Origin of the sequence: Chromobacterium sp. LK11, assembly GCF_001043705.1 — a bacterium.
Lineage (GTDB): Bacteria > Pseudomonadota > Gammaproteobacteria > Burkholderiales > Chromobacteriaceae > Chromobacterium > Chromobacterium alkanivorans.
In genome coordinates this window covers 1-3,073 of record NZ_LDUR01000057.1, presented here as the reverse complement: position 1 = coordinate 3,073, position 3,073 = coordinate 1, and the positions used below count along the sequence as shown (strand labels likewise).

Here is a 3,073-nt window from a genome sequence, read left to right as displayed (position 1 = left end):
CGCCTTGTCTCGCTCTTGCTCGCAGCATCGTACCCAGGCTCTCTAAAAGCCACGGAGCCTGGCGCGCCCGCGCGCCGGCTCCTCTTTCCACCCATTCGGAGGGCTACCCATGTACGCGGTACTGGGCAATATCGAGTTTGATCTGATCAGTTATTTCGACGGCCTGGAACAGCGCAGCGGCAGCGATTTCGCCGAGCACGGCCGCATCGGCGGCAAGCCGGTGCTGCAATTCGTCGGCGACAAGCTGGATGAAATCCGCATCGACCTGGTGCTGCACGCCGCCTACTGCCAGCCGGACGAGGAGCTGCAAAAGCTGCAGGAGGCGCGCCAGCAGCACCAGGCGCTGGCCTTGGTGCTGGGCAACGGCGACTACAAAGGCCGTTTCGTCATCACCGAGCTGCAAAGCACCGGCCGCCAGACCGACCGCAGCGGCAGCCTGCTGGCGGTGGAGGCCCAGCTCAGCCTGCGCGAGTACGGCGGCGACGCGCCGCCCAAGCCCAAGCCGGCGCTGGCCAAGGCCGCCGCCAGCCTGCCCGCCGGCAAGCTCAAGCTGCCGGCCGGGCTGGAGCGCTTCAAGGCCGACATCGCCGGTCTGGCCAAGACCGTGGCCCAGGTCAAAAGCGTGGTGGGCAAGGTCAAGACCGTGATCAACACCGCGCGCGAACTGCGCCAGCTGGCCGGCCGCGACCCGGCCGCGGCGCTGGAAAAATTGCCCGGCCTGCTCAAGGAGGTGCAGGCGCTGGCGCCCGGTCTGCAAGTCAGCGCCGAGCAGATGGCCAAGTTCGAGCAATACAGCAAGCTGGCCGGCGACGCGGTGCGCGTCGGCCAGAGCCTGCAGCAGGCCAAGCTGAACATGACCGCGATGGGCCGGCTGTTGGCCGGCACCCAGGCCGGCCAGGTGCTGGACAAGCTGGCCGCCTGCGAAACAATCAACGGCCGCGCCGAAGTGGCCTTGCGCGATCTGGCCGAGCCGCTGGCCGGCCTGGCCGCCAAGGCCGCGGTGCGGCGCATTCTGAGGTGACGCCATGTTCCTGAACCATGTGACTCAAGAAAACGAACGCTGGGACCAGATCGCCTGGCGCTATTACGGCGACGTCGGCCAGATGGCGCAGCTGATCGCCAACAACGCCCACATCCCCATAGGCGAAACCCTGCCCGCCGGCCTGATCCTGGCGATCCCGGTGCTGGAAGCCGCCGACAGCGAGGCGCTGGAACAGCTGCCGCCGTGGAGGCGCTCATGAGCGACAGCCGCGCGCAAGAGGTGCCGACGCCGGCCTTCGAACTCAGCTACAACGGCAAATCCATCACCGCCGACATCGCCCGCCACGCGCTCAGCGTCAGCTACACCGACCATCTGAGCGGCGAATCCGACGAGCTGGACGTGGAACTGGAGGACGTGGACGGCCGCTGGCTGGACGGCTGGTATCCGGACAAGGGCGCCACGCTGGCGCTCAAACTGGGCTATCGCGGCGCGGCGCTGGTGGCGGCGGGCAGCTTCGACATCGACGAAGTGGAATACCGCTCGCCGCCGTCCACCGTGCGCATCCGCGCGCTGGCCACCGGCGTGCAGCACCCGCTGCGCACCAAGAACGGCCGCGCCTATGAGCAGATCACGCTGCAAGCGCTGGCCCAGCGCATCGCCAAGCGCCACCGGATGAAGCTGCAGGGCAAGATCGAGGCGGTGAACATAGACCGGCTGACCCAGTACCACGAGACCGATCTGCAATTCCTGCAGCGGGTGGCGGATCAGCACGGCTATGTCTGCAAGGTGATGGACAACAACCGCAAGCTGGTGTTCTGGAAGCGCAGCGACCTGATGCAGAGCGCCAGCGTGCGCCGTTACACCCCGGCCCAGCTGATGGCCTGGCAGGCGCAGGACCAGCTCAGCAAGGTGCCGGCCCAAGTGGACGTCAGCTACCACGATCCGGCTAAGCGCGCGCTGCGCACCGCCAGCGCGCGTGCCGACGCCAAGGCGCCGGGCGGCAAGGCCAGCAGCGCGGACACCGTCAAGCTCACCCGCAAGGCCGCCGGCAAGCGTCAGGCCGAGCAGATGGCCGCGGCGGAGCTGGAGCGCCGCCAACTGGACCGCACTCGCATGTCCATCACCGTGGACGGCTCGCCGCAACTGGCCGCCGGCAGCAACATCGATCTGGACGGCTTCGGCAAATTGTCCGGCCGCTACCAGATCCAGCGCGCCAGCCATCGCATCAGCCGCCAGGACGGTTATGTCTGCGAACTGGAATTGAAACGGGTGGCCGCCGGCGTCGCCCAAGAGAAAAGGAAAACCCCATGACCGACGTACCCCTGCCGGAAGCGCTGGCCACTCTCAAGTTCGGCAGCGTCTCCGCCGTGGACGCCAACACCCAGCGCGTGCGCGTGCGGCTGCCGGAGCTGGGGCGGCTGCGCACCGCCTGGTTGCCGGTGCTCAGCCGCAAGAGCGGCCGCGACAAGGATTACTGGCTGCCGGACATCGGCGAGCAGGTGGCGGTGCTGCTGGACGCCCGCGGCGAGGACGGCGTGGTGCTGGGCGCCATTTTCTCCGCCGCCGACGCGGTGCCGGTGGCCAGCGTCGACAAATGGCATCGCCGCTTCGCCGACGGCGCGACGCTGGAATACGACCGCGCCGCCCACCAACTCACCGTCAGCGGCGGGGTGAACAAGGTGGTGGTGGAAGCCGGGGCGGAAATCATCCTCAAGGCCGGCGCCAAGGTCAGCATAGACGCGCCGGCCACCGAGATCAGCGGCACCTTGCTGGTCAAGGGCCTGCTCACCTACCAGGGTGGCCTGAACGGTTCCGGCGGCAGCGGCGCCAGCTTCTCCGGCAGCATCAGCCAGAGCGGCGGCAGCTTCAACAACGCTGGCGGCGACGTGGTGGCCAGCGGCAAGAGCCTGGTTGGCCACGTGCACCCGGCGCCGGGCGGCATGACAGGCGGGCCGGCGTAGGCGCGGCGGCGGCGATCAGCCATCGCGTCAACGACATAGCCCCGCCGGCGAGAGCCGTCGGGGCTTGCTTGCGTCTTGCATCAAGGTTCTTCGAGTCTGCTCAAAGTCTCGCGAGCTAGGGCGAGACAAG

4 protein-coding genes are annotated in these 3,073 nt (G+C 68.2%); all 4 read left to right on the top strand.

Going from position 1 to position 3,073, the window contains the following annotated elements; translation table 11 throughout:
• The first annotated feature begins 109 nt into the window (after positions 1 to 109).
• The 4 genes from VK98_RS22510 to VK98_RS22495 are packed head-to-tail and all read left to right on the top strand — an operon-like array spanning position 110 to position 2,943.
• Positions 110 to 1,021, top strand: coding sequence for a phage tail protein (locus VK98_RS22510; protein ID WP_048416159.1), 912 nt, complete (start codon positions 110 to 112; stop codon positions 1,019 to 1,021).
• Positions 1,022 to 1,025: 4 nt separating this feature from the next.
• Complete coding sequence (locus VK98_RS22505; RefSeq protein ID WP_048416158.1) at positions 1,026 to 1,241, top strand: tail protein X; 216 nt, start codon at positions 1,026 to 1,028, stop codon at positions 1,239 to 1,241.
• The gene (locus VK98_RS22500) at positions 1,238 to 2,293 is read left to right on the top strand and encodes a phage late control D family protein (protein WP_048416157.1); all 1,056 of its coding nucleotides are present in this window, start codon (positions 1,238 to 1,240) and stop codon (positions 2,291 to 2,293) included. Before VK98_RS22505 ends, VK98_RS22500 begins: the two co-directional genes overlap by 4 nt.
• On the top strand, positions 2,290 to 2,943 hold the full coding sequence (locus tag VK98_RS22495; RefSeq protein ID WP_048416156.1) for a phage baseplate assembly protein V: 654 nt from the start codon (positions 2,290 to 2,292) through the stop codon (positions 2,941 to 2,943). The genes VK98_RS22500 and VK98_RS22495 overlap by 4 nt, the downstream gene beginning before the upstream one ends.
• Positions 2,944 to 3,073: the final 130 nt, after the last annotated feature.